The organism is Arthrobacter pascens, from assembly GCF_030816475.1.
Lineage (GTDB): Bacteria > Actinomycetota > Actinomycetes > Actinomycetales > Micrococcaceae > Arthrobacter > Arthrobacter pascens_B.
The window spans coordinates 4,097,123-4,115,671 of the sequence record NZ_JAUSXF010000001.1; the positions used below are offsets into that span (position 1 = coordinate 4,097,123).

18 protein-coding genes are annotated in these 18,549 nt (G+C 65.0%); 10 read left to right on the forward strand and 8 right to left on the reverse strand.

What is annotated here, in order from left to right:
* The first annotated feature begins 111 nt into the window (after nt 1-111).
* From QFZ40_RS18825 to QFZ40_RS18845, 5 genes are all read left to right on the forward strand, one after another.
* Complete coding sequence (locus tag QFZ40_RS18825; RefSeq protein WP_306906229.1) at nt 112-1,089, forward strand: hypothetical protein; 978 nt, start codon at nt 112-114, stop codon at nt 1,087-1,089.
* Nucleotides 1,086-1,877 carry a hypothetical protein gene (locus tag QFZ40_RS18830; protein WP_306906231.1) on the forward strand — a complete coding sequence of 264 codons (792 nt, stop codon included), beginning with the start codon at nt 1,086-1,088 and terminating at the stop codon, nt 1,875-1,877. Before QFZ40_RS18825 ends, QFZ40_RS18830 begins: the two co-directional genes overlap by 4 nt.
* Nucleotides 1,874-2,509, forward strand: coding sequence for a hypothetical protein (locus QFZ40_RS18835; RefSeq protein WP_306906233.1), 636 nt, complete (start codon nt 1,874-1,876; stop codon nt 2,507-2,509). The genes QFZ40_RS18830 and QFZ40_RS18835 overlap by 4 nt, the downstream gene beginning before the upstream one ends.
* The gene (locus QFZ40_RS18840; protein WP_306906235.1) at nt 2,502-3,203 is read left to right on the forward strand and encodes a hypothetical protein; all 702 of its coding nucleotides are present in this window, start codon (nt 2,502-2,504) and stop codon (nt 3,201-3,203) included. Before QFZ40_RS18835 ends, QFZ40_RS18840 begins: the two co-directional genes overlap by 8 nt.
* A gap of 76 nt (nt 3,204-3,279) precedes the next feature.
* A complete protein-coding gene (locus tag QFZ40_RS18845; protein ID WP_306906997.1) occupies nt 3,280-3,879 on the forward strand; it encodes a hypothetical protein in 600 nt (199 codons plus the stop codon).
* A gap of 37 nt (nt 3,880-3,916) precedes the next feature.
* Here the strand turns inward: QFZ40_RS18845 and QFZ40_RS18850 are convergent, their stop codons facing one another.
* On the reverse strand, nt 3,917-4,777 hold the full coding sequence (locus tag QFZ40_RS18850; RefSeq protein ID WP_306906237.1) for an HAD family hydrolase: 861 nt from the start codon (nt 4,775-4,777) through the stop codon (nt 3,917-3,919).
* A gap of 272 nt (nt 4,778-5,049) precedes the next feature.
* Here QFZ40_RS18850 and QFZ40_RS18855 point away from each other — a divergent pair, with 272 nt between their 5' ends.
* Nucleotides 5,050-6,111, forward strand: coding sequence for a hypothetical protein (locus QFZ40_RS18855; protein ID WP_306906239.1), 1,062 nt, complete (start codon nt 5,050-5,052; stop codon nt 6,109-6,111).
* Here the strand turns inward: QFZ40_RS18855 and serS are convergent.
* Nucleotides 6,108-7,388, reverse strand: a complete 1,281-nt coding sequence (serS, locus tag QFZ40_RS18860; protein WP_306906241.1) for a serine--tRNA ligase — start codon at nt 7,386-7,388, stop codon at nt 6,108-6,110. The two genes, QFZ40_RS18855 and serS, sit on opposite strands and share 4 nt — an antisense overlap.
* Before the next feature lie 88 nt (nt 7,389-7,476).
* Between serS and QFZ40_RS18865 the strand changes: the two genes are divergently transcribed.
* The gene (locus QFZ40_RS18865; RefSeq protein WP_306906242.1) at nt 7,477-8,538 is read left to right on the forward strand and encodes a diacylglycerol/lipid kinase family protein; all 1,062 of its coding nucleotides are present in this window, start codon (nt 7,477-7,479) and stop codon (nt 8,536-8,538) included.
* A gap of 72 nt (nt 8,539-8,610) precedes the next feature.
* On the opposite strand, the gene QFZ40_RS18870 is transcribed toward QFZ40_RS18865, so the two are convergent.
* The 3 genes from QFZ40_RS18870 to QFZ40_RS18880 form a co-directional block, all read right to left on the reverse strand.
* Nucleotides 8,611-8,823 carry a hypothetical protein gene (locus QFZ40_RS18870; RefSeq protein WP_306906244.1) on the reverse strand — a complete coding sequence of 71 codons (213 nt, stop codon included), beginning with the start codon at nt 8,821-8,823 and terminating at the stop codon, nt 8,611-8,613.
* A 95-nt stretch (nt 8,824-8,918) separates the two neighbouring features.
* Nucleotides 8,919-9,899 carry a prephenate dehydratase gene (pheA, locus tag QFZ40_RS18875; protein ID WP_306906246.1) on the reverse strand — a complete coding sequence of 327 codons (981 nt, stop codon included), beginning with the start codon at nt 9,897-9,899 and terminating at the stop codon, nt 8,919-8,921.
* A gap of 53 nt (nt 9,900-9,952) precedes the next feature.
* Entirely contained in the window at nt 9,953-10,279 is a 327-nt protein-coding gene (locus QFZ40_RS18880; RefSeq protein ID WP_306906249.1) for a rhodanese-like domain-containing protein, read from the reverse strand.
* Between the two features lie 206 nt (nt 10,280-10,485).
* Here QFZ40_RS18880 and QFZ40_RS18885 point away from each other — a divergent pair, with 206 nt between their 5' ends.
* On the forward strand, nt 10,486-11,946 hold the full coding sequence (locus QFZ40_RS18885; protein WP_306906251.1) for an amidase: 1,461 nt from the start codon (nt 10,486-10,488) through the stop codon (nt 11,944-11,946).
* Between the two features lie 29 nt (nt 11,947-11,975).
* Here QFZ40_RS18885 and QFZ40_RS18890 read toward each other — a convergent pair whose 3' ends face one another.
* Nucleotides 11,976-12,938 (reverse strand): glycoside hydrolase family 43 protein, encoded by a 963-nt coding sequence (locus QFZ40_RS18890; RefSeq protein ID WP_306906252.1) that lies wholly within the window; start codon nt 12,936-12,938, stop codon nt 11,976-11,978.
* A 193-nt stretch (nt 12,939-13,131) separates the two neighbouring features.
* On the opposite strand from QFZ40_RS18890, the gene QFZ40_RS18895 reads away from it, so the two are divergent.
* Nucleotides 13,132-13,335 carry a hypothetical protein gene (locus tag QFZ40_RS18895; protein ID WP_306906254.1) on the forward strand — a complete coding sequence of 68 codons (204 nt, stop codon included), beginning with the start codon at nt 13,132-13,134 and terminating at the stop codon, nt 13,333-13,335.
* A gap of 217 nt (nt 13,336-13,552) precedes the next feature.
* Complete coding sequence (locus tag QFZ40_RS18900) at nt 13,553-13,990, forward strand: LapA family protein (RefSeq protein ID WP_306906255.1); 438 nt, start codon at nt 13,553-13,555, stop codon at nt 13,988-13,990.
* A 31-nt stretch (nt 13,991-14,021) separates the two neighbouring features.
* On the opposite strand, the gene QFZ40_RS18905 is transcribed toward QFZ40_RS18900, so the two are convergent.
* Nucleotides 14,022-16,781: an aminotransferase class I/II-fold pyridoxal phosphate-dependent enzyme gene (locus QFZ40_RS18905; RefSeq protein WP_306906256.1), complete on the reverse strand. Its 2,760-nt coding sequence runs from the start codon at nt 16,779-16,781 to the stop codon at nt 14,022-14,024.
* Between the two features lie 8 nt (nt 16,782-16,789).
* Nucleotides 16,790-18,364: an amino acid permease gene (locus QFZ40_RS18910; RefSeq protein ID WP_306906259.1), complete on the reverse strand. Its 1,575-nt coding sequence runs from the start codon at nt 18,362-18,364 to the stop codon at nt 16,790-16,792.
* Nucleotides 18,365-18,549 lie beyond the last annotated feature (185 nt).

The following is an 18,549-nucleotide window of genomic DNA, read 5'->3' on the forward strand; positions in this document are numbered from 1 at the left end:
CCGGCCCGAGACAACCACCTGCGGGGAGGACTCCCCATCGCTGCCTTGCGTGCAACCGTCTAGGCTGTCGGGGAAACTTAAGAATTTCCTGACCGAATTGGGGGAGAACGGATGGCCGGGTTCTACGGTGCTGATATCAGCCAGCTGCGAACACTCGCGGGCGTGATGGGTAAAGCGGCCGACACCATTGCACTGCAAAGCACCCAGTTGACCAACGTGATCAACTCCACGGCTTCGTGGAAGGGCCAGGATGCCGCCCATTTCAAAAGTGACTGGAACTCCAGCCACCGGCAGAGCCTGATCCAGGCGGTCACGCTGCTGCGCTCCAGTGCCAAGGAGCTTAAGGAGCACGCCAACCAGCAGGAGTTCGCCAGCCACAAGAGCGGCGAAAGTTCCGTAGGGGTCATCAAGGACGTGTACGACACCGGAATGGGCGTCAAGGACCTCGGAGCCCAGCTCTGGAGCGCTTACAAGCTCGGCAAACTGGGCTGGGAGGACTGGGCGAAGACGCGTGAGGTTCTCACCAACTGGCGGGCGGGGGGCACTGTCCTGAACGAGGCCCTCGACTCGCTCCGCAACGGTGGCAAGATCACAGACGTCATCGCCGACCTCAAGGCCAACATCCCCTACAGCCAGGCCTTCCAGGACGCCACGAGGTTCTCCAAGGGACTCCGCATAGCCGGCGCATTGGCAGCACCGCTGAACATTGTAGGAGGCATCAGCGACATTGTGAGCCCCGAGCACGACGGTTGGCGCGGGGCCGGAGACCGCGTGGCGGGTGGACTCTCGGTGGCAGGCGGCGTGGGCAGCATCATGCTGATGACCGCCGGCGGAGCCGCCATGCTGGGGCCGATCGGTGCTCCCATCGTGATCGGCGCCGGGATCGTGGCAGGCGCATGGGCCGTGGGCAACCTTGTCGCTGACAACTGGGACTCCATCAGCAACTTTGCGCGCAACCCCGGGAGCTACATCGCGGATGGAGCCGGTGAGGTTGCAGATTTTGCGAAAGACACAGGCAGTAGGGTGGCAGATGGGGTCGGCGATGCGGCCAAATCAGTCGGTAAATTTGTCGGAGGAATATTCGGATGAGCACGAACACCATGAAATGGACCCAGCGCGACGTCGAGTGCGCAGCCAAGGTGCTGGAATCAGCCAGCGCAGATGGAATTGCGCTGCCGACGCTCACGGATGAGGAAGTCGTGGCCCTCGACGGGGTCCAGCACGAGCAGATCGTGGCGCTCCCCTGGCTTTCGGCCCAGACCACCGAAAAGGAGATCCTGTGCGCAGTCGCCCTGCGGGGCCTCCTGGCGAAGGAACTCGTCTACCCGGTCATCTTCGAGGGCGAAAGCGAGCCCACCAGGCTGCATGCGCTGGAGGACATTACCGGGGCGCTGACCCTCCGCCGCAGCGGGGACAGCGTTGTTTCCATCGAACGGACGGTCTCAACGGGGAAACGCTGGCTCTACGCCTATATCCACGTTGAGGGGGTGCTGCTGGAGGAAGTCGACGACGGCGGCCTTCACGGCTTTTCTGTCATTACTCCCGAACGGCTGACGGCCAGGCTGGCGGAGTTTGTCGACCCGGAGGGGGCAGCCGTGCGGGACTCGGAAACGGTGTCCTACTCCGAGCCCGACTTCGAGGCAGCCGCCCCCACCGTTTTGGGGGATACGCGCGCCGCCAGCAACGTCGTGGCTTTCAGCACCGGCTCCGATGCCTTCCCGACGATCACTGTCTACACCGGTCCGGCAGGAGTCCATGTGCTGACGCCGCTGCCCATCCAGGCGTCAGGCAACGTCGGGCCCGTCAGCCTTGAGCTCCAGGAGACCTCCAGGGGCACACTCGAAGCCGCTCTGGCCGGATTGGTTTCCAAACGGTGAGCAGCAGGCCGAAAAGCAGCACCGGGCTGGTCGATGCCGCCAACGGCCAGCCCGTATTCGTGCATGCGGACACCGGGAAGCATTACGTGCGGAAGGCCGGCTGGCCGCACTTCTGGGGCCGCGCGCTGGACGCCCTCGTAGTGATGGTTGCCTCCGGCATCCTTATGGCTGTGCTGAACTCGCTCGTGCAGAATCTCGCTTTGGGCTCATTATCGCTTGCGCTTCTCTCCAGCAACGGGCTTTTCGTGGCAGCCCTCGCCGCCATCTGGTTCCTGGTTGTCTTCGCCTACGGCATGGTCGCCGGAACCGCCGGGAGCCTGGGTGATGCTGCCGCCGGCATGCGTTCGGTCAGGATCGCTGACGGTACGACGTCGGGAGCATGGTTGGGCGGCTGGCGGGCCGTCTGCTGGTCCTTCGCCCCCCTCTACTATGTTGTGGTTTTCGCCTCTGCCCTGGGTGGGGGCGGCGGGGACACGTTCGAGGCGAAGTTCACCGCCGTCGACCTCCGGTCGGGCCTCTCCGAGGGGGCAGCCCCTGTCCGCGATCCCCGGGCTGCTGCCGCCGAGAGGGCCGCAGCGGACGAGCATGATCAGTTGCCCAGGCTCTACGGCAACCCGAACGCACGTGGCTGAACGGGGCCGGACCTGGCTGGTCCGCCGGGCCGAGAGGCTCTACGGGCCCCAACTGGGAAGGCTGCGGCATTCGGAGCTTTCCTGGCACATCAGCTGGAGATTGTTGCCGTGGTTCATCGCGGCGGGGTTCGTGTTCGCCGCCATCGCAGAGTTCACCGGCCAGCCCACCTCCTCACGGGGTCCCGGCCTGTTCTCCAACCTTCCGCTGTACATCACGGCGAGCCTCCTCACCGGGCTGGTCCTCTGGTCAATAACGCTCCTGTGGAGTTTCCGCCGGCTCCTCATCTTCGACCGGGGCCTTCTCTACCGCTACAGCCAAAAACACGCGGCCAGGGCCATCCTCTGGGAAGACATCGACGCCGGAACCCTCCGCTCGGTGACGGCTTCGGACGGCAATGATGTCGACCGGTTCCTCAAAACCCGGTCCCCCGGGGACAAGACCTCCCTGGGTGTCCGGGGGCCTAATGCCGTCGTCTTCCGCGCCACGGATTCGAAGTTGCCCCTGAACCCTCCGGCATCGGCAGGTTCAGGCAGCGGCACTTCACGGTTCTTCACGTTCGCCACCAGGGAAAACATCGAACAGCTGATGGGCATCATCCGGAATGGCCTCCGGCAGGCAGGAGTCGCGGACGCCAGTATCGGCCCCCAGACGCTGCCGCCGATCGTCCTGCGCTCCGCCATGTCGCTGGACTGAGGAGCGGGGAAACGCGCCGAAAGGACGGCCTCAGCCACCTTGCCTCTTGTCGGCCACCCGGTAGTCTGTGACCACAATGTTCACCCTGACCATCAACCAGACGGATAGCCGGCGCGACGGCGACCGCGTCCCTCAATTGCTGAAGGACCTGCGGCACATTCCGGCACGCCTTGATTTCGACAGGTCGGTGGAGGATGAGGTGCAAGGCATCGTGGACTGCCCGCACCAGGCGGTAGAGGCGGCACTCATCGCCCTGCGCTGCGGATCCTGGTATGTGGGGATCGGGGTAGGCCCCGTGAATGAGCCCCTGCCCAACCAGATCAAGGATGCCTCCGGGCATGGCCTTGTCTACGCCCGGCGCGCCGTGGACCGCCTCCGGAACGGCAAGGACCGGGTGCCGGTGGCAGTGGAAGGTCCGCTGGCTGACCTGGCCAACGAGGCGGAAGCCGTCCTTCGGCTGATGGGTCACATCGTCCGGGGAAGAACCGGTGCCGAGTGGCGTGTCCTGGACCTCATGACCCCAGGCGTCCGCGGCCAGCAGAAGGCCGTGGCCCATGAACTCGGCATCACCACCCAGGCCGTCAGTAAGGCGGTGGCCAGGGCGCAATGGAACGAGGAGCATGCTGCCCGGCCTGCCGCGGCCCGGCTGCTGGCTTTGATCCTCGAGGTGCGCTGACCGGGCTGCTGCCTGGCCCCGCCTACCTGCCTACCTGCTAGAGCAGGCTGCGCAGAACGTAGGCGGCGCCGTCGTCGAACACGGAGTGGGTGACCTCATCAGCGGCGGCGATTACTTCCTGTGGCGCCTGGCCCATCGCTACTCCCCGGCCTGCCCAGGACAGCATCTCGATATCGTTCCGCCCGTCGCCAATCGCTACCGTCCGGTGGGATTCAATGTCGAGCCTGCTGCGGAGCTTCTCCAGGGCGCTGGCCTTGGTCACGCCTGCGGCGGCAATGTCCAGCCAGGCGGTCCAGCCCACGGAGTAGGTGACGCCGGCAAGGCCAACGTGTTTGATCGCCTGCTTGAACTCTTCCGGGGTGTTCTCCGTGCTGAACACCACCACGCGCACCGCCGTGGATTCCAGCATGGTGTGGAACTCGACGCCGATCGCCTCCACTCCGAAGCTGGCGTCCTGGAAACGCTCGGTGGAGAGGAAGTTGCCGTCCTCGTCCTCGAGCGCGTACTTGGCGGACGGAAGCTGTTCGCGGAGCGCCCGCAGGGCAGGGGCGGGGTCGAAAGTTGCCCTGTGGATGACTTCGTAGCCGTCGGCCAGCCCGGGGTCCAGCCGCAGGGTCACGCCGCCGTTGCAGCAGACGGCGTAGCCGCGATCGATGCCGATCTGCTCAATGATGGGCAGGGTCGCGTTTCTGGAGCGGCCCGTAGCAATCATGACCTCATGTCCGGCCGCGACCACGGCCTGGGCGGCTTCCCGGACTCCCGGGGACATGTGGCCGTCGTGGTCCACCAATGTCCCGTCAACGTCCAGGGCGATCATGAGCTTGGTGCTTGTCTTGGTGTTTTCGTTATCTCGCCGGTCATCGTTGCCAGCGACTGAGGTTTCAGTCAAGGTAGTCATCCATCTAGTAGAGCAGATACCCCCGATACCGGCTAGGACGAAGGCCACAGCAGCTCATGAACGCAGGGTTAATATTCACAGGTTTATCCCCGGTGTGAGTGTTAACCCGAGGCCTTCTCCGCTCGCATCAGCCCCCGGTTCCCCCTCCCATGGTCATTTCCCCGCGGCGTTTTCGGGGGATCTGACGAGGAGAGGGGAACGTGTGCCGGCTTTGTCCACATGCAGGGGGTTTCCTCTGGCTGCGCCCGGCCAGCCGGGGCCAGCATTGGGACATGGAAGCCGACCCGCCTGCCCTCATCCTTGCCCGCAACAGGCGTGCCATGCGCGGTACCAGCCGTGAACTGAGCCGCGCCTACGCCAAGGGGACCTTGGTCCGTGTCCGGCATGGCATTTACTACAGCAAGGCGGCATGGATTTCGATCAAGGCGTGGGAGCGTTACGCCGTGACCACGGCCGCTGTGGCGAGCGGGGACCCTTCCGCCGTGTTTTGCTACCTGACGGGGCTCCGCCTGTGGAGGCTGCCAGTTCCAGGAGTACCAGGGCATATCCATATCCTGACCGCCTCACCGCACAAGGCCGGCCGCCACGCCTCCACCACTACGGCTGCGAAGGACCCGAAAACAGGTGTCACCGGGCTCAAGAACGTCAGCAGCTATGGAATCGCCCGGCACCATTGGACGGCCGATGTCGTACAGCGCCGGGGATTTGCCGTCACCTCCCTGATCCAGACCGTGACCGACTCGATAGTGCGCATGGAGCTTCCCGAGGCCGTCGCCGTCGTCGATGAAGTTCTGAGCGCCCGGCGACAGGAGGGCGATCGGCTGACCCGCGATGAGGTGAAGCGTGCGGCGGCGCTCATCACTTCTGCGACAAAGCGGTCCCGCGTCCTGGAGGTCCTGGCGTTGGCCGACGAGACCGCGGAATCTGTCGGGGAATCCCGGAGCCGGGTTCTCATCCATGTACTGGGGCTGCCGGCACCTGTTCTGCAGCAATCGTTCCATGACGCGGAAGGGTTCGTGGCGAGGGCGGATTTCTTCTGGCGTGAATACGGGGTGATCGGCGAGTTCGACGGCGACGCCAAGTATCTCGATGACGCGCTGCTGGGCGGCAACAGCATCCGGTTGGCGATTCTGGCTGAGAAAAAGCGGGAGGACCGGCTCAGGTCGCTGGGCTACATAGTGGTCCGCTGGGACTGGACGGCAGTGACCGACCCCCGGTCGCTGGCCCGGACGCGGCGGCGGGGATCACAGCCCGGAAATCCCCGCCGAATGGTCTATTCCCCGCGCCAGTACCGGGGGAATAGACCACATGACGGGGACTGCCGCCCGTCCTAGAGCACCGGAAGGACTTCGAGGCCGCCCAGGTACTTCCGCAGCGCGGCCGGGACGTTGACGGAGCCATCGGCGTTCTGGTGGTGTTCCAGGATGGCCACAATCCAGCGGGTGGTAGCCAGGGTGCCGTTCAGGGTGGCCACGGCGCGGGTTCCCTTGGACACGCCTTCCTCATTGACCACGCGCTCCCGGATGTTGAGCCGCCTGGCCTGGAACGTGGTGCAGTTGGATGTGGAGGTCAGCTCGCGGTAGGCGCCCTGAGTGGGAACCCAGGCCTCGCAGTCGAACTTGCGGGCAGCGGACATGCCCAGATCGCCGGCCGCGGTATCGATCACGCGGTACGGGATCTCGCACTTGCCCAACATCTCCTCTTCCCAGGCAAGCAGCCGCTGATGCTCCCCGGCTGCCTCTTCAACCGTGGTGTAGATGAACATCTCGACCTTGTTGAACTGGTGCACGCGGATGATGCCCCGGGTGTCCTTGCCGTGCGACCCGGCCTCGCGCCGGTAGCACGAGCTCTGGCCCGCATACCGGACCGGCCCGGCGGACAGGTCCAGGATCTCGTCCGCGTGGTAGCCGGCCAGCGCCACCTCTGAGGTGCCCACAAGGTAAAGGTCGTCTTCGGCGAGGCGGTAGATCTCGGCGTCGTGCTTCACATCAAAACCTGTGCCCTGCATGGTTTCGGGGCGCACCAGGGTGGGCGTGATCATCGGGATAAAGCCGGCATCGATCGCCTGGTCCATGGCCATCTGCAGCAGCGCCATCTCCAGCCTCGCGCCCACGCCGCGGAGGAAGTAGAAGCGGGAGCCGGACACCTTGGCGCCGCGTTCCATGTCGATGGCGCCGATCAGCTCGCCGATCTCCAGGTGGTCCTTCGGCTCGAAATCGGGGAATTCGCGGGGTGCACCGACTGTCTTGACCACAACGTAGTCGTCTTCGCCGCCTGCGGGAACGCCGTCTTCGATGAGGTTGGGAATGACGCGGAGCAGTTCGTCCTGCTTGGCCTGGGCGGCATCTGCCTCAGCCGAGGCCGCCTTCACCGTGTTCGCCAGTTCCTTGACCTCGGCCAAAAGGGCCTTTTTCTCGTCGCCCTTGGCCTGCGCCACCTTCTTGCCGAAGACGTTCTGCTCCGCCCGGAGATTCTCGTAGCGGATCAGGGCTGCGCGGCGGGCGGAGTCTGCGGAGATGATCGCCTCCACCACTGATTCGTCCGCGCCACGGGCGCGCTGGCTGGCTCGGAACTTGTCCGGGTTTTCGCTGAGGTCTTTTACGTCGATCACCAGACAAGAGTAACCAATCCGGCGGCGGCGGCGCGGCCAGCAGGAGGCGGGAACGCGGTGCCCCGGGCCGGGATACTGTTGAACCACCATGAGCGACTGGCTGCTTTACCTCCTGAGTGCCTCGGCACTGGCTTTCGCCGTCTCCAGTTGGTGGGGCGTGCGCAAGCTCAAAGCGCTGCATGTCAGGAGCGCCGTGGGCGGTGACGCGCATGACGCCGGCCTCGAACAGCAGCGCGTGGCAGTGGTCCTGAATCCCATCAAAGCACGCGCCGCCGAGGCGAGGGCAGCCATCCAGCGCGCCTGCCTGGCCGCAGGCTGGGAGGCCCCGCTCTTTTTCGAGACGACCGCAGAGGACCCCGGATTTTCCCAGGTCCAGTCAGCGCTGGACTGCAGGCCCGACGTCGTCCTGGTGGGCGGCGGCGACGGTACGGTGCGGGTGGTTGCAGAGTCCCTGGCCCATACAGGAGTCGCGATGGGCCTCATACCCCTGGGGACCGGTAATTTGTTGGCCCGCAACGTGGATCTGGACGTCTACGACCTCCACTCCAACGTCCAGACGGCCCTGTTCGGCCAGCAGCGGTACATCGACACCGCCAGGATGGGCATCGAAAACTCACGGACCGGCCACTCTTCCGAACACGCCTTCCTGGTGATCGCAGGAATCGGGATGGACGCAGAGGTCTTGGCCGACACCAATGACGGCCTGAAGAAGGCTGTGGGCTGGCTCGCCTACACGGAAGCAGGGATGCGGCATATGCCGGGCCGGCGGAAGAAAGTGTCCATCTCCCTGGACGGCGGCGCAGAGCAGGTACGGAACATCCGCAGCGTGCTTTTTGCCAACTGCGGACTGGTGCCGGGAGGCATCGACTTCATTCCGCAGGCAATGATCGACGACGGGATGCTGGACGTGGTGGTGATGAGCCCCCGCAGTGCCATCGGCTGGCTGGCCATGTACGCGAAGATTGTGTTCAAGCACAAGGGAAACCTGCCGGTCATGACGATGTACCGCTCGGGAAAGGTTGTCATCAAGTGTCCCGAGCCAATGCCGACACAGCTCGACGGCGACACGTCCGGTGAGGCAACGAAGCTCAGCGTGCGGGTGGAACCGCGCTCACTCCTGATCCGGGTCAAGGGCCAGCAGCGGATATGAGTATTCAGTAATCCGGTCAGGGCATGTGGTCAGGTTTGGGGGCAGTAGTCGGGCGGAACGGTGCAAGCCAGTTCAGGCGGTGGCCTTCTTGGCTGCCTGGGCTTCAGCTGCGGCTTTGGCGGCGGCCCGGGCTTCGGACTGCTCGCGGATCATTGCCTGTTCCTCTTCGAAGCGCAGGCGGTCGGCGCGGTCTGCTTCGTCGCCGTCCCAGTCCTGGTTGTCGGCGGTCGGCTTGGGGTTGACGATCATCCCCTGGCCGTCATTGTCGCTGCTACTGGTAGTCATGACCCGCTCCCTTCGTTAGGGGCCATCCCCCAATGTGGATCAAGTAAGCATACGCACAGTACCAAGCGTGCGGAAGTACTCCGGATGGCATTTACCTACGCTGTGGGCGAAGCTCCGGAAACGCTTTCGGACGGGATCGGCTCGCCCTGGAGGATGGCTCCTACCCATTCATGCGCCGCCCGGAATGCCTCATCAGACGTGTGCGGCGCTATATAGGCGCTCTGCGCGTCGGCCCGGCCGTACGAACCCAGGAAGCGGGTGGCCGGGCTGATGCGGTGCAACCCGGCCAAGGCGTCAGCCACGCGAGCATCGCCAACATGGCCGTCGGCATCGATGCTGAAGAAGTAGTGGCCCAGGTACTGCCCTGTCGGCCGGGACTCGATCCGGCTGAGGTTCACGCCGCGGGTCGCAAACTGGTCCAGGATCTCCATCAGGGCACCGGGGCGGTCCTCAGGGAGTGGCACTACCACTGTGGTCTTGTCCGCTCCGGTACGTTCCGGCAGGACCCCCGGCCGGCCGACCAGGACAAAACGGGTTACGGCGCCTGGGTTGTCGCCGATGTTCTCGGCAAGAACGGACAGTCCCGGCTGTTCCTGCGCCACGATGGGTGCGCAGATGGCGGCGTCGTAGTGCGCGTCCTGTTCGAGCAGGCCCACCGCCGCTGCTGCGGTCGAAGATCCAGGGACGTATTCCGCGCTAGGAATATTATTCTCAACCCACAGCCGGCACTGCGCCCAGGCGTGCCCGTGCGTGGAGATCCGGCGGATATCGGAGATTGCCACTCCCGGCCTCGCGACAAGTACGAAGCTGATGGGCACCAGGACTTCGCGGATGATACGGAGTTCCTGGCCGCTGGCGATGGCGTCAAGGGTGGCTGTCACGCCGCCCTCGACTGAGTTCTCAATAGGGACCATGGCTGCGCCCGCGGAACCGTCGCGGACCTTGTCCAGCGCGGCGTTAACGTTGGACGCCGGAACGCGGGTTGCCTCGGCAGCCCCCGGGACCTGCATCAGCGCCGCCTCGGTGAAGGTCCCTTCAGGCCCAAGAAAGGTGTAGGTAACGGGGGACGCCGGCATGGATTATTCCTTTGTGGTGATGGAACAGGTGGGTGGTGGACGATCGGCAGGGTTCAGAGCACCAATGGCTTGAGGCCGTTGTCGGAGACAAGCGGCTTCCCCGATTCAAGCCACTGGTCCATTCCGCCGGCCACGTTGATGGCGGCGTAGCCCTGGCCGGTGAGCCAGCGGGCGGCCCGGAATGATCGTCCGCCCGTCCGGCAGATGACATAAAGGTCCTCATCCGGATCAAGTTCGTCCAGGCGGGCCGGAAGCTGGTCCAGCGGGATGTGCACGGCGCCCTCTGCATGCCCGGCCACCCACTCGTAGTCTTCACGGACATCCAGGATCACGGCGTCTGCCGGGACGTCATTGACGGGTACGGTATCGAAATCGCTCACAGGAGTCCTCTTTCGGAAAATCAGGTCTTATCCCAGCCTAGCGCCAGCGGCTCACGGCGCTTGGGATACCGGGGACAAGTTACGCTTCTGAATGAACCTAGGAGGACTCATGCCTGCCCGAGCATCCCGCCGCCCCGGCCAGCCGCTGACGGCACCGTTCCAGGAGCGCCAGAGAGATTGTGACCTGCGGCGGGAACCACGGTTCATTGGCTGACATCCATGAGCTGTCCGCAGTCCAACTGCGGGTGGCCTTACAGGCCGGGGCGCTGTCGGCACGGGAGGCCACAGCGCATTACCTGGCGCGCATCGAGTCGAAAAACCCGTTGCTGGGGTCCTTTGTCACAGTCACCGGGGACAAGGCGATGGCGGAAGCGGGCGCCGCGGACGAGCGTTACGCCCGGCTTCAAAAGGCGCACCCCGGTAAAGCGACCCGCAAACAGACCGGCAAACAGACTGGCGAAGCCCTCCCCCTCCTCCACGGAATGCCGCTGGGCTTCAAGGACCTGACGGACGTTGAAGGCGTCGTGACCACGCACGGCAGCGCCGCCCTGGACCACAAACCGGCCCTCACCGACGGTGCGCTCGTGACCCTCCTGAAGTCAGCCGGCGTGATCTCTCTCGGCAAAACACAGGTTCCGGAGTTCGGACTGACGGCTTACAGCGAAAACCGTATCGCCCCGCCGTCGCGCAATCCGCACGCCCCCAGCAGGAGTTCCGGAGGTTCCTCGGGAGGCAGCGCTGCCGCAGTGGCGGCGGGAATGCTTCCTTTCGCGCCAGGGACCGACGGCGGCGGTTCAGTCCGGATCCCGGCGGCAGCCTGTGGTCTCGTCGGCTTAAAGCCCGGCCGCGGGCTGGTTCCCGCCGGTGAGAGCTCCGGAGATCCGGCACGGCTTGTGGCGGCAGGCCCCCTCGCCCGGACCGCGCAGGACGCGGCCCTCATGATGGATGCCCTGGCACCTGGGCCTGCGAGCAGTTTCCTGGAAGCGGTGGGACAGGTGCCGGGTCCGCTGCGGATCGGCCTGACCCTTGACAGCCCCTGGTCCACCGCATTCCCTTTCACGCCGGAGCAGGAGGCTCTGGACGCGTTGCATGCCGGGATGGAACTCCTGGAGCATGCGGGACACATAGTCCTGGAAGCGCCAATCGGCTACGACAACCGTTACCCGGATGCCTTCACCACCGCCTGGACTGCCGCCGTCGGAACGGCCAGGATCACTCCCCGGCGGGAGGCTCTGCTGGCACCGCTGACCAAGACGTTCAGGCGCCGGGCGCAGCAGCGCAGCACGGCCAAGCTCAATGAGTCACTGGCGTTCCTGCGGCAGTTCCAGCGCGACACCGTGACGCAGTACGGGCAGTGGGACCTGATGCTGATGCCCGCACTGGCCCAAACGCCCCGACCCGTGGGCTGGTTTACCGGGGCCGGGCACGGGGACGGCAACTGGCCTGCTGCGGAGTGGCCTGGAGACGCCGACGGCGACTACCGCAAGCAGTGCGAATTCGCGCCGTGGTCCTCAATGGTGAACGTCTGCGGCCTCCCGGCACTCACGATTCCAGTGCACTGGACGGGCGGGCAACCTGGAGCAGGCCTGCCGATGGGCATCCAGCTGGTGGGCCCGATGGGATCGGAACTCCTCCTTCTCCAGGTAGCGGCCCAGCTTGGCTTCTAGCCGCGGCTGCCCGCCAGACGTCCTTGAAATCAGGCTGTTGAAGGAGCGGGAAACCGGGGCCATCCTTCGGGAGACCAGACAATGGGCCTGATGCGAGTGTGACGGTTCGGTTCATGGAGCGGGTTTCCTTCGATATCCCGCTCAGACCGCGCGTGGTACACGATCACATCGTTTCCGGCCTCGTCCACGGTGAAGGAATTGTGTCCCGGCCCGTACTCTCCGGTCTCATCCGATGATGCCAGCACCGGGAGCGGGGACTTCGTCCACGAGGACGGATCGAGCAGGTCAGCGTCGGAATCGGCTGTCAGGAGCCCTACACAGTAGTTTGCATCCGTGGCGCTGGCGGAGAACGTCAGGAAGATCCTGTCGTTCCGCTCAATGACCGCCGGCCCCTCGTTCACGCGGTGGCCCTTGATTTCCCAGTCCATAAGGGGATCCGCGATGCGTACCGGCGGACCCGCCAGGGTGGACGGCGACGACAAAGGGGCAATGAAGAGGCTGGAATCCGGATCCATCTGGGCCCATACAAGAAACCTCGTCCCGCCGTGATCGAACGTAGTTGCATCAAGGGAGAAGCTTTCCTTGTGGGTTTCGATACGTACCGGCGGGCCCCAGGCCGGGGCTGCCGGGTCGGGTCCCGGGTTGGACATAACGTACATGCGGATCCGGAAAAGATCGTCACTGTCTCCGGCCGCGAAATAGATGTGCCACTGGCCGTCATAGTGATGCAGCTCCGGCGCCCAGATGTGGCCGCCCAGCGGTCCCGAGGGCGGCCGATGCCAGATGACCGTTTCCTCAGCTGAACCGAGCCCGCCAAGGGTCGCGGCTGAGCGGAGTACAAGGCGGTCGTACTCCGGAACCGACGCCATGAAATAGTAGCTGCCGTTGTGCCGGATCACCCAGGGATCGGCGCGCTGCCGGATGAGCGGGTTCGGAAGGTCGGGAAGGGCGCTTACGGGAACTGGAGCAGCAGCGGTTTCGGGGCTGGGCATGTAGGGGCCATTTTTCTATCGTGCCCGGGGACCGGGAGATTTACATCGTTGTAGATAAATCATGGGACATATCGGCCCAACCGTCAATGGACGGGGCAGAGCCCTTGGGTGCGCATGATTTGCGGAGCCAGGTGTCGACTTGGAGCCCCGGGCGGAGGACGATTAAAGGGCAGTCACTATGAGGAGGTCTGCGATGTGCTATTCATCGAGCAAGGATTTCGGCTGGGGCATCCGGAAGGACGCCGAGCGGGAACCCGAAGCGCGTAAAGAAACGCAGCCGGACCGTCCGGAGCCGCATGTCACGGCGCAGGACTTCAAGTTCTGGGCCTTTCCGCGTCGTCGGAAGACAACCGCAGCTCAGGAACCGGTACCTGACCGCACCCGCGAGAGGGTCTGACCGGCAGGTCTGATCCACCCGAAGAAAGGCCCCCTGACGGGGGCCTTTCCGCTGTCGCGTTCCCCCACTTCGGATGACCGCATCAATGACCGGCCGCCGCTGCTGCGGTGCAACGGTAGCGAGGATGCGTCGGATGGCGGGTATACAGCGGCATCGCAGTACGATTATGGTGGAACTGTAAGTATGCTTATTAGTTACGGTTAAGGGGATCATCATCATGAGCACGGGAAACGTCACACCTGCCGGTGGCGAGGAGCGGCGGATGGTCCCTGGCGCGCAGGCATCGGATCCCCATCTGACGGCTTCCGCTCCCATCGCCTCGGGCCCCGCGGCAGCGCCAGCAGCTCCTTCCGCGGCGGCCCCTCCAGCGCCGGCCCTTCCAGCTGCAGAACAACGCGTCACCCGGGCTGGGGTGGTGTGGGCGGCAGTGGTTGCAGCATTGGTTCTCCTCATCCTGCTCATCATCTTCATCATGCAGAACCAGGAGCAGGTCGCGATCAGATACCTGGGGATGGAAGGATCGGTCCCGCTGGGCATGGCCCTCTTCATTGCCAGCGTCACCGGCGGAGTGCTGGTGGCCATCTCGGGTGGTGCCCGGATCCTGCAGCTCAGGTACAACGCCCACAGGTCGAGGCTGAGGCAACCGCGCTCCTAGCCGCGCACTCCGCCGCGCGGCTCTTGCCGGATTAGTCCGCCGCGAGCCAGGCCGATGTGAAAACCCGGTAACCCAGGGCGGGGTCGAAGCCGTGGACCTCACGCGTGTCCAAGGCGGCCATGAAGGCCAGGGCGTTGCCAGTGATCACCTGCCCTGGCACCAGGATGGGAAAGCCCGGCGGGTACGGCGTGACGAAGCCGGCCGAGACAACTTCCTGGCCGGCCTCCACCCGGTCCGCAAGCTCGGCCGGATCCACATATTCCGTGGCTCCGTCCTGGTACGTCGCGAAGTAGGCGGCCCGAAGGTTGCCGTCGGTATTGGTGCCGGCGCGGAACCGGCGGGCGAAACGGCTGAAGTCGGGAAGGGCGGGCGGGTCGCTGCTCAGCGCGGATATCCTCGCCTCCAGTGCTCTGAGCCCGCGCGGACCCAGCTGACGCTTCTCCGTCTCGAACGATTCCGCCAGCTTCACGAGCACCTCCACCAGATAGGCCACGGCGCTGCGTGACGTGCCGATGTTGGTCATGAACAGCACGCTGTTCCGCGATGTCTTGTTGACCTGGATGCCGTACTTGTCCATGAGGTGGTCGTGCTTGAACGTGTCACCGTCAATCCCGGTGAGGCTGATGTCCAGCGTGAGCCGGCTGGGGTCCACGACGAACTCATCACAGCGCCAGGCCTCGTCGAAGTCGGACAGCCCCTGGCTCAGGGGCATCGAGTAGCCTGTCTCCCGGAACCGCTCCGGCACAAGCTGGCGGGCGCCCAGGATGCGGAAGTACCTCTTCAGCAAGGGGTTGCGTGCCACCGCCTGAGCGATGCTCACGGCCAGGTCCGCCTGCTTCTGTACCAGGGCAAAGCCTTCCAGCTCGGCCTGCCGCCGGCCGATGTCCAGGGACGCCAGGATCTGGTAGTTCGGCGACGTGGACGTATGGGTCATGTAGGCCTCGCGGAACGCCTCGCCGTTGAGCTGTTCGAAGTCCTGGTCGAACACATGGATCATCGATCCCTGGCGCAGCGACGTCATGGTCTTATGGGTTGACTGGGTGGCATAGACCCGGAGCCGGGCTTTGGCCGGATCCGGAATCAGCCTGGTCCCCAGCCAGGCCTCGTCGGCCGCAGGTTCCCCGGTCACCGGATCCACGAGTTCCCGCGCCTGCTCTGCGAATTGGAGCCGGTAGCCAGGATCCCGGAATTGAGCCTCGAGCCTCGCAGCCGCTGCCATCGCTGTCCGACGGCGGTACACGGGGTGGAACCCGGCGAAGGCGAACCAGGCCTCATCCCAAAGGAAGACGAGGTCGGGCTTGATCGCGAGGCATTCCGCCATGACCCTCTCGGGATCATAGACAATCCCGTCGAACGTGCAATTGGTCAGGGTGATCATCTTGACGTCGTCCAGCCGGCCGGCCCGCCGGTAATCCAGCAGCATCTTCTTGATGCTCTCCAGCGGGACGGCACCGTAAAAGGAGTACCGGTCCAGCGGGTAGGCGTCAAGGTAGGCCACCTGCGCCCCTGAGAGCATGAGCGCATAGTGGTGGGACTTGTGGCAGTTCCGGTCCACCAGCACGATGTCGCCTGGAGCCACGATGGCCTGGTGCACCACCTTGTTGGCCGTGGACGTGCCGTTGGTGACGAAGAATGTTTTGTGTGCTCCGAACGCCCGCGCCGCGAGGGCCTGGGCCTTCTTGATGGACCCGTGCGGGTCAAGGAGCGAATCCAGCCCGCCGGACGTCGCCGATGTCTCAGCGAGCAGCAGGTTCTGCCCGTAGAAGTCTGCCATGTCCCGGATCCAGGGAGAGTTCCCCACCGACCCGCCGCGGGAAATCGGAAGGGCATGGAAGACGCTGGCAGGCCTCCGGCTGTATTCCTGCAGGGCGGTGAAGAAGGGCGTTTCGTAGCGGGCCGCCACCCCCGCGAGCAGGGACAGGTGGAGGTCCAGCCGGTCCTCGCGGCGGAAAATCCGCGCGAAGCGGCGGGTCAGGGAACCGGCCAGCCCTTCAATGGCTACATCCGCCACGAGATAGACGTCCAGCTCCGGCCGAAGTTCCGCGATCCGTTCAGCGAGCCTGAGGATGCGGTCGATGGGACGCAGACGCTCCAGGCCGTCCTCCACGTAGCGGGAGACGAACCTCCTGAGGTCCGAGCCCAGCGGACCGGAAGCTGTGATGGCGAACCCGGGCCGGAGCACACAGGCCTGGATGTCCGCATTGAGCAGCAGCGCCACCAGGGCATCCTCGTAGGAAGAAACGACGTTCACGTCGTAGCTAAAGGCGTCGGCCGGCCGGCGCTGGGCCAGCATGTCGCTCTTCAGCGCCTCGCCGTCGTGCTCAGGGATGTCATCAACCACCAGCACCTCAAACCGCGGCCGCTCCACAGCCGTCTCGGCCGCCTCGGGGGCTCCGACGTCGGCCGAATCGGAAAGGCCCGGCGCAGGCTGCTCGGGCCTGGGGCGCCACGTCCTGGCCCGGATTCCGTCAACCAGGTCAAGGGCCTCCTGGTACAGCCCGGCACGGATGAGGCCGCTAAGGCGTTTCATGACGCCGGGTCCCGGAAACGCCCAGTAGGGCTCGACGGAGTCCAGCAGGGCCGTCGCCCGCAGGATCTGTCCCAGCAAACCGGACTCCTGGGTCGCCCCGGGACCGCTCGGACGGCCGCTGAGTTGCCTCAGCGCGTAACCCAGGAATTCCCAGGAATCCGCACGGATCCGCCAGACGCGGCTCGGGGTTCCGATCTTCTGCTCTGCCGGCGGGACCCGTAAAGCCGGGGACACGTCGTCGTACTTCACGCTGTTTTTCATTCCGCTTGTCATTCCGTTTTCTGCTCTGCTTTGGGTTTCCCTGCTGTTCCGGCCGCCAGCGCGGCTTCAGCCCGACGGCGGCGTGTTGCGTACCAGCCGAGGCCGAGCAGCGGAATGAGGGCCAGCGATGCGAGCAGGACCCACCGTCCCGTCTCGGAAAAGCCCATGGTGACCAGGACGAATGCCAGGAATGCCAGCGTCAGATAGGACGTGAAAGGCGCACCGAAGAGCCTGAATGACGGCCGGACAGCCTTGCCCTGCCGCACCCATTTCTGGAGCTTGATGTGGCAGAGCATGATCGTGGCCCAGCCGCCGATAATGCCCACGGCGGAGATCTCCAGGACGATTTCGAAGACCTGGGACGGGACGAGGGCGTTGAGGCCAACCCCCAGCAGGGTAACGACGGCGGTGAGCAGGATTCCGCCGTAGGGAACTCCGCTGCGGCTCATCCTGGCCGTGAAGGCCGGCGCCGACCCGTTCACGGCCATGGATCTCAGGATGCGCCCGGTGGAGTAGAGCCCGGCATTGAGGCTGGACAATGCCGCCGTGAGCACCACGAAGTTCATGACGGAGGCGGAAACAGCGGCCGACTCCGGCGAACCGACGTGCGAGAAAAAGGTGACAAACGGGGACTCGCCCGCCTTGTAGGCAGTGAAGGGAAGGAGCAGGGACAGCAGCAGCACCGAGCCGATGTAGAAAACGGCGATCCTGGCCACTACGGTGTTCACCGCCTTGGGCATGACTTTCTCCGGGTTGGCGGTTTCACCGGCGGCCGTGCCCACGAGCTCGATCGCCGCATAGGCGAACACCACCCCGCTGATGGCCAGCAGCGGAGCCACGGCGCCTGTGGGGAACGCGCCGCCGTTGTCCATAATGACCCCGAATCCCGGCGTTCCCAGGTCAGTCTTGCCACCCAGAACGATGAAGCAGACGCCCACAATCAGGAACAGGACCAGCGCCGTCACCTTGGTCAGCGCGAACCAGAACTCCATTTCGCCGAAGACCTTCACGGATACGAGGTTCAGGCCGAGCACCACCACCAGGGCCAGCAGCGCGATGGCCCACTGCGGCATGTCCCGCACCGGTTCCCAATAGGGGGCCCAGAACTTCACGTAAAGGGCGACGGCGGTCACGTCCACGATGGAGGTCATGGCCCAGTTCAGGAAATAGAGCCAGCCGGCCGTATGCGCCATCCTTTCGCCGTAGAACTCCCGGGCATAGGACACGAAAGAGCCCGACGACGGCCGGTACAGCACCAGTTCGCCCAGTGCCCGCAGGATGAGGAAGGCGAAAAACCCGCAAACGGCGTATACCAGGACCAGGGCGGGACCGGACCCGTTCAGGCGGCCACCGGCACCCATGAACAGGCCGGTGCCGATGGCACCGCCGATCGCGATCATCTGGATCTGACGGGGCGTGAGGGTCTTGTGGTAGCCGGCTTCCTCGCTGGAAAAGTCCTGGGCGGCAGCGGACCGGTCCCCCAGCAGCTCGCGGCCGTTCTCCAGGGCGTCCGCCGGGTCCAGGGAGTCCGCCACTGGCTGGCTGTCCGCCTCCGGTCGCGTGCCCGTAGGCGTGGCGTTCATGGCAGTTCGAGGGGGCTAGTAGGGCAAGTCATTTCGTGGGGTCTCCTTTGACTCCTGCGCCGTCCGGGGCGGCGGACAATCCGTGCGTACTCCGGCCTCCGGGCATCTTTGCCGCTGGAGGCCGGTATCCAACTCTAGGGATCCGGGGCTAGCTTTGTTTTGGGACGGCCGCCAAATTCAGCCGC